Annotated in this window: 6 protein-coding genes; 5 read left to right on the top strand and 1 reads right to left on the bottom strand. The window is 38.1% G+C overall.

The window, feature by feature from the left end; translation table 11 throughout:
- The 5 genes from CALSC_RS05560 to CALSC_RS05540 form a co-directional block, all read left to right on the top strand.
- Positions 1 to 934: pentapeptide repeat-containing protein (locus CALSC_RS05560; RefSeq protein ID WP_143288162.1), on the top strand; the 934-nt coding region annotated here is incomplete at its 5' end.
- 180 nt (positions 935 to 1,114) lie between these two features.
- Positions 1,115 to 1,429, top strand: coding sequence for a DUF6825 family protein (locus tag CALSC_RS05555; RefSeq protein ID WP_088240405.1), 315 nt, complete (start codon positions 1,115 to 1,117; stop codon positions 1,427 to 1,429).
- Between the two features lie 287 nt (positions 1,430 to 1,716).
- On the top strand, positions 1,717 to 3,402 hold the full coding sequence (locus CALSC_RS05550) for an ABC1 kinase family protein (RefSeq protein WP_088240404.1): 1,686 nt from the start codon (positions 1,717 to 1,719) through the stop codon (positions 3,400 to 3,402).
- A 15-nt stretch (positions 3,403 to 3,417) separates the two neighbouring features.
- Positions 3,418 to 4,146: a Stp1/IreP family PP2C-type Ser/Thr phosphatase gene (locus CALSC_RS05545; protein WP_088240403.1), complete on the top strand. Its 729-nt coding sequence runs from the start codon at positions 3,418 to 3,420 to the stop codon at positions 4,144 to 4,146.
- A 608-nt stretch (positions 4,147 to 4,754) separates the two neighbouring features.
- Positions 4,755 to 4,949: an NblA/ycf18 family protein gene (locus tag CALSC_RS05540; protein WP_088240402.1), complete on the top strand. Its 195-nt coding sequence runs from the start codon at positions 4,755 to 4,757 to the stop codon at positions 4,947 to 4,949.
- Positions 4,950 to 5,314: 365 nt separating this feature from the next.
- Here the strand turns inward: CALSC_RS05540 and CALSC_RS05535 are convergent, their stop codons facing one another.
- Positions 5,315 to 7,216, bottom strand: coding sequence for a sensor histidine kinase (locus tag CALSC_RS05535; protein ID WP_235006686.1), 1,902 nt, complete (start codon positions 7,214 to 7,216; stop codon positions 5,315 to 5,317).
- Positions 7,217 to 7,312 lie beyond the last annotated feature (96 nt).

Genomic DNA, 7,312 nt, shown 5'->3' with positions numbered 1-7,312 from the left:
GGAAATACTAACTGCTTTTGTGCGCGAACGTGCTGCCATTAATTCCCACAGTTATTTCAGCCCAGAATTACCTAAATTACCAATTGATATTCAGGCAGCTCTGAAGGTAATTGGTAGACGCAATATAGAGCTAGATTCGCCCAGAGAAAAATTAGATTTACGTGATATAGATATTAGAAAAGCTGATTTAAGACAAGCAAACTTCCAGGGAGTTGACTTTCGCTCATCTAACCTTTCTGGTGCAGATATGGCTGATTCTGTACTCGTAGAAGCGGATATGGAAAATAGCCTATTCTCTGGAACGAATCTAGAACGAGCCAATTTAGAATCTGCTAATTTTCATCGAGCTAATCTTTGTGTAGCCAATCTAAATCGAGCTTTGGCTAAGGAAGCTAATTTGCGACAAGCAAATCTCTCTGGAGCAAGTTTGTGTGGTGCTAATTTTGCCGGTGCTAATTTTTATAAAGCTAATTTACAACAGACAAATCTCCAACTCGCTAACTTGTCAGGAGCTAAATTATTTCTCGTGAATTTGCAAGCAGCCAATTTGAGTAAAGCGACATTAAAAGCGACAGGTTTAATTGGAGCAAATCTCAAGCAAGCAAAACTCAGTGGAGCAAATCTCCAGCAAGGGAATCTCAATGCAGCCAAATTAGAGCAGGCTGAGATCTTTTTTACCAATTTACACGGTGCTAGTTTAGCAGAAGCAAACCTTTGTGGCGCTAACTTGATGGGAGCTAATTTACAACAGGTTAATTTTTATGAAGCTAACCTCTGTGATGTTAATCTCATGGGAGCTAATTTATTAAGAACGGAATTATCTGACATTCAAATAGAAACAGCAATTATTGCAGGGGCTAAAAATCTGCAAATTCAACAGCAAAAAGATTGCACTACTCGTTTATCGACAAATGTTGAGTTTTCCAGTCATTGACGACTATAGGGGTAATAATTATCTAGAAATATAGAACTTATGTACTATATGGTTTGAGCGATTGCTACTTGCCATCATTCCATCCCAAATACCTCCATAATTTTCCCAATCACAAAACTCTTAACATTAAGATAGAAGGTCAAGTTATAATTCTGTTGCAGCTTAACGTAACAAAAATTTATGAGTAACCCTCTAGTACAGGCATTTTTTGTAGGTAGAGCAGTCGCCGAAGTCATTAATGAACGGTTAGAACGTAGTTTTACCGATACTTTGAGCGAACTGGGTAAATTAGATGCGGAGTTAAAGGAACACCTGCATGAGTTTACAGAAGAAGTAATGGCAAGGGCGAATCGCGCAGAAGAGGTTGATATGACAACCAGTACCACAACTTCATCAGACTCAGAAACGGGTGATGTACAAACCAATATTGATGAACTACGGGCAGAAATTGCTCTTTTGAGAACAGAATTACAAAATTATCGTAGTCAAACTTAAGCAATCCCTTTGACTCCTTTGGAGTATCCCATCCGGAGAGATTGCGTCAACGCCAGTCGTCTGCCAAGAGAAACCCCTACGGGTTGCGTCACTTGACGGCAGTTGCTTGATGTCGGGAAACCAGTCCACGGCAATGGCTTACCGTCCACTGCACTGCCTCCTTTATGCCGGGAAACCAGTCCACGGCAATGGTTTACCATCTACAACGCTGGCTCAATTTTAACTTTTGATTTCCGCATAGCGGTACTAGTGACTTATTCAATAACCAGCGGTAAGCAAGAGATAATATGGAAAAGGGTTATACAGACAAAGCATACCGTTGGAATCGTGAAAACTACTCTAGTAGAAAGCGATTTGTAGACATTTGGTCATTTGTTTTGACCTTAATGTTCAAACTGTGGTTGAACAAGAAATCATGGAGTTATTCCGGGGGAATGACTGAAGCCAAACGTGCAGCTAGACGTAAACAGCAGGCAGTTTGGATTCGTAATACCTTGCTGGATTTAGGTCCCACTTTTATTAAAGTTGGGCAATTATTTTCCACCCGTGCTGATATATTTCCTAGTGAATACGTAGAAGAGTTAGTTAAACTCCAAGATAAAGTTCCAGCATTTAACTATGAACAAGTAGAAGCAATTGTTGAAAAAGAGCTGGATCGCAAAATCCCCCAACTATTTAATAATTTTGAACCAGTTCCCCTTGCTGCTGCCAGTTTGGGACAAGTCCATAAAGCCACTTTACACAGTGGAGAAGCTGTTGTTGTTAAGGTGCAGCGTCCTGGATTAAACAAGTTATTTGAAATCGATCTGCAAATTCTCAAAGGTATTGCCTATTATTTTCAAAGACATCCCGAATGGGGTAGGGGTCGAGATTGGCTGGGGATATATGAGGAGTGTTGTCGCATTCTCTGGGAAGAAATTGATTACTTAAAAGAGGGTCGCAATGCCGATACTTTTCGCCGCAATTTTCGTCATGAAGACTGGGTAAAAGTTCCACGGGTCTACTGGCGTTATGCCTCAACAAAAGTACTGACTTTAGAATATGTTCCGGGAATCAAAATTAGTCAATATGCGGCTTTGGAAGCAGCAGGTTTAGATCGCCAGGTTTTAGCAAATCTGGGAGCAAAGGCTTACTTACACCAGTTACTTAATAATGGCTTTTTCCATGCCGATCCCCACCCCGGTAATATTGCCGTCAGTCCCGAAGGAGCCTTAATATTTTATGATTTTGGCATGATGGGGCAAATTAAATCTAATGTCCGAGAAGGACTGATGGAAACGCTGTTTGGGATCGCACAAAAAGATTCTAATCGCGTTGTTAATTCCCTTGTTAATTTAGGAGCTTTAGCACCAGCAGAAGATATGGGACCAGTAAGGCGATCTGTACAATATATGTTAGATAATTTCATGGATAAGCCTTTTGAGTCCCAATCCGTGGCTGCTATTAGTGACGATTTGTACGAAATCGCTTATAATCAGCCTTTTAGGTTTCCTGCAACCTTCACTTTTGTGATGCGTGCTTTCTCAACTTTAGAGGGAGTAGGCAAGGGATTAGACCCCGAATTTAATTTTATGGAAGTTGCCAAACCATACGCAATGCAGCTTATGAGTAATATGAATGATTCTGAGGGAAGTAGTTTCCTCAATGAATTGAGTCGGCAGGCTGTGCAAGTTAGTAACACAGCCTTAGGATTACCCCGAAGATTAGAGGATACCCTCGATAGATTAGAACGAGGGGATGTACGTCTGAGATTTCGCTCAATTGAAACAGAGCGTTTGCTGCGCCGTCAGACTAATATCCAATTAAGTATGACTTATTCAGTAATTATCAGTGGTTTCACCCTTTCTGCCACGATTTTATTGCTTAAAGATTATATATGGTTAGCGGTATTTGCTGGTTTAATTGCAGCAACTGTATCATGGTTGCTGATTCGATTACTTTTACGCTTAGACCGTTATGACCGTATGTATTAATGTCGAAATAAATTTATGAAAATTAATTTTACAGGTCTGAGCGATCCAGGTTTGATTCGTTCTAATAATCAAGATGCTTACTATACTGACCCAGAAGCGCGGTTTTTTATCGTTGCTGATGGCATGGGTGGTCATGCAGGAGGAGAAGAAGCTAGTCGTATTGCTACCCAGGAAATTCAAGACTATTTGCTCAAAAATTGGGATTCCCCCAAATCTGGACAAGAGCTATTACAAGAAGCTTGTTTCCAAGCTAATCAGGCTATTTTACAAGATCAGCAAAATCACCCTGAACGTGCTGATATGGGTACAACTGTAGTTGCTGTCATGGTTCGAGATGGGGAGTCTCCTTGGTTCGCCCATGTGGGAGATTCTAGACTCTACCGTCTCCGTAATTCCCAGTTAGAACAAATTACACAAGACCATACTTGGGTAGCACGGGCTCTGAGTATGGGTGAGATTTCTCCAGACGAAGCACGTTCTCATCCTTTTCGCCATGTATTATCCCGTTGTTTAGGTCGTGAAGACCTGATGGAAATTGATGTACAAGCCTTAGATGTGAAAAAGAGCGATCGCCTTTTACTATGCAGTGATGGCTTGACTGAAGAACTGGTTGATGAAAAAATTACCTCCTGCTTATTAGAAAATCCCATACTGGAAAAAACTGCCATGTTCCTTGTAGAAGGAGCTAAACAAGAAGGTGGTCACGATAATATCACAGTGGTAATTGTCGCTTTTGAAGATTAATTTTGTGGGGAGTAGGTTGTTGAAGTAAAAAACTACCAACAATATAGGTAAAACCATTCCCCACTCCCTATGTCCAGCAAACGACTTTTACAGCGAACGCTAACCCGACGCAAACAGCAAGCCCTAAGTAATTTACCAGAACCATCTAGGAAAATTTCTAGGAAAATTAGTAAATATACTCAGTATTTTGTTCAGCCTGAGCTTTTTTCCTGTTTACAAGTTGATAAAAATATCTTAAGGCCTCCTTATATATTTTTGGAGGTTATATTTTAAATAGTATATATTTGACATCTTGCACATTATCAGGTAAAGCGAATATAATTTTCGCTTAATACCTTATACTTCCGATTTGCAACTGATGGTTACCGAAATCCACCCACGAGGTTATGGATCTTATATCATTAGTTAAAATAGAGCAAGAGTTAAATTACCAGAATTGCCCATATCAACAGAAGTAATTTATGAGATAAATTACTATGTTGCTAGAGAATGGGTACTACTTTGACATTCTTCGTCAGAAAGTTGGACTTTTGAGATTACAAACAGTAATTTCAAACAGCTTCAATCAAATTCAATCAAACAAATAGTTGTTTTTGGAGTCAATACTTATGAACCATCCAAAATTATCCTTGGAACAGCAGTTCAGCATTCGCTCATTCGCCACCCAGGTGAAGGACATGAGTCACGAGCAAGCTCAAGACTTCCTTGTTAAACTCTATGAACAAATGGTCGTTAGAGAAGCTACTTATCAAGAGCTTCTCAAGCATCAATGGGGCTTAGATTCAGGTTCCACTTTGGCATAAGTAATTTGGGAATGTCGCGGTGGGCGACCTCCTTCTCTTGCTTGTTTCCCAATCGGAAAAGAGCTGGGGATGCCGGGGCGTCAACTATCAAATAGGAAAAAATTTATTTTCCATTTCAAAAGTCAATACAAGCAACAGACACTGCTTAATAAAAAAGATTAGTAGTGTGAATCTAAAATATGAGCAGTTATTGAATGGATTGCTTAAAATTTGTTAAGTACCATTTTAACTAGCGTAATTATGCTGGGTTTTAATTTGGTTTAATTATATAATTTTCCAACATTCATGCTAATTGTATATCTAAATCAAGTTATATTCAAGCTGGAAGCCATTAATTCTTTATAAAACTTAATACTTATTCAAGGTTAGCTGATTAAAGTCGAGATTTGGTATTCGTTGGTAATATTTTTATCGTGAGAGACTGGTAAGACAATGATAAACTCTGCCCCCTTCCCAGGCTCAGAAATTAACTTAATTTGACCCTGATGTTTTTCAATAATTTTGTAGCAAATAGATAATCCTAATCCTGTACCTTTACCTATAGGTTTGGTGGTAAAAAATGGGTCAAACAACTTTTCTTGAATATCTAAGGGAATTCCTAAACCATTATCTTTAATCATAATATGTACAGATTCCCTCGCCTCAGTTTTCATTAATGCTGTGCGAATAATAATTTGCTTACTAACTTCCTCTGGTTGTTCTAGCAAAGCATCCATGCCATTGTTGAGGATATTCATAAATACCTGATTAAGTTGTGCAGGATAACACTTAACCAGTGGCAAATCTCCATACTCCTTTACTATTTCAATTCCTTGTTTTATTTGGTGATTGAGTAATAGCAAAGTACTCTCAATTCCCTCATGAATATTAATCGGCTTAACTTCTGCTTCATCCAAACGAGAGAAATTACGCAAGGAGAGAACAATATCGCGAATACGTTGAGCACCTATTCTCATGGAGGAGAGGGTTTTGGGTAAATCCTCATTAATAAACTCCAAATCGATGTTTTCTATTTCTTCTTGGATTTCTGGAGTCCCATCAATATACTCTTCTTGGTAAAGCTTAACTAAACCTAGTAAGTCGTCAACATATCCATTGATATGCTTAATATTGCCGTAGATAAAGTTGACTGGGTTATTGATTTCATGGGCTACCCCTGCTACCATTTGACCCAAACTCGACATTTTCTCTGTTTGAATCAGTTGGGATTGGGTTTGCTGAAGACTTTGTAAAGCTTGAGATAGTTCTTGAGTTCTTTCTTCCACCCGTTGTTCTAGGGTTTGTCGAGCTACTTCTAACTCATGAGTATAATTTGATACTTTCCTCACCATCTGGTTAAAGGATGTTGCCAATAATCCGACTTCATCCTTGGTGGTAACTGGAACCTGAAGATCAAAATTAGATTCATGGGTGATTTTTTGAGTAACCTTAGTAACTGCCATTAACGGGCGAGTAATTAACCAAGTTGTCAAAAATGCTAGTAAAATAGCGATCGCTACTGAAAATACAATACTATATTTGGCAATGTCAGTCTGTAATTGCATTGCCATATTCAATTTTTTATCTGCTGCTCGTTCATTATCATGAGCAATAGTAATCAGCTTATTTAATTCTTGAAGACCCTTTTCTAGTTGTAATGCTTCCGCAGATCCCAGAAAATCTAACAAAATCTCCCTTGCAGTTGTAGCATCAATTTTCTTTGTCTGAGAATCATCAACATTGAGTTTATTGAGAGTAGCTACTAATTTTTCTCTATATGCTTGTATTGTATTTTTATGCTTATCGACAAATTGCTCTAATGTTTGCAGCTTTTCTCTATTTAATTCCTTAAGTCCTTCTTTTGTCGCAGCATCTAATTCTGAGAGAGAAGCAGTAATATTATCAGTATGAACTAACAAATAATCACTATAATTTTCTAGCAATTGGATATTTTTTATATAGGGAATAAACTGAGATTGGGCTTCTAGCATAGAATCTTTTAGTTCTATTAATAAACCAAATTCTTCATGAGTAAGCTCCTTTTGTTTCAAAGCAGGTTTTTTCCAATAAATATCTCCTACCATCAAACCAATAGTTATTCCCATCGCAGCTACTCCGATGGTAATTCCATAGCCGATGGCAATTTTATGACCAATGGTAGCCCGATCTATTAGTTTCTGTAACCAGCTATGATTATTTGTTGGAGATATATTTTTTTCTTGGAAGCCAAACTGAAAATCATTCAGTTGATTATCCTGGTTTAAACTTGATTTAATCGATTCCATCATCAAAATTTAAATAATTTAGTAATTTCTGTATGTAATCAGCCATAAATTCAGATAATTTGCTGCTGTAATATAATCCGTTGTCAGGATAATTTAGCT

Source organism: Calothrix rhizosoleniae SC01, from assembly GCF_900185595.1.
GTDB lineage: Bacteria > Cyanobacteriota > Cyanobacteriia > Cyanobacteriales > Nostocaceae > Calothrix_A > Calothrix_A rhizosoleniae.
The sequence above is the reverse complement of the archived record's forward strand: the minus strand, read 5'-3'. Positions and strand labels throughout refer to the sequence as shown.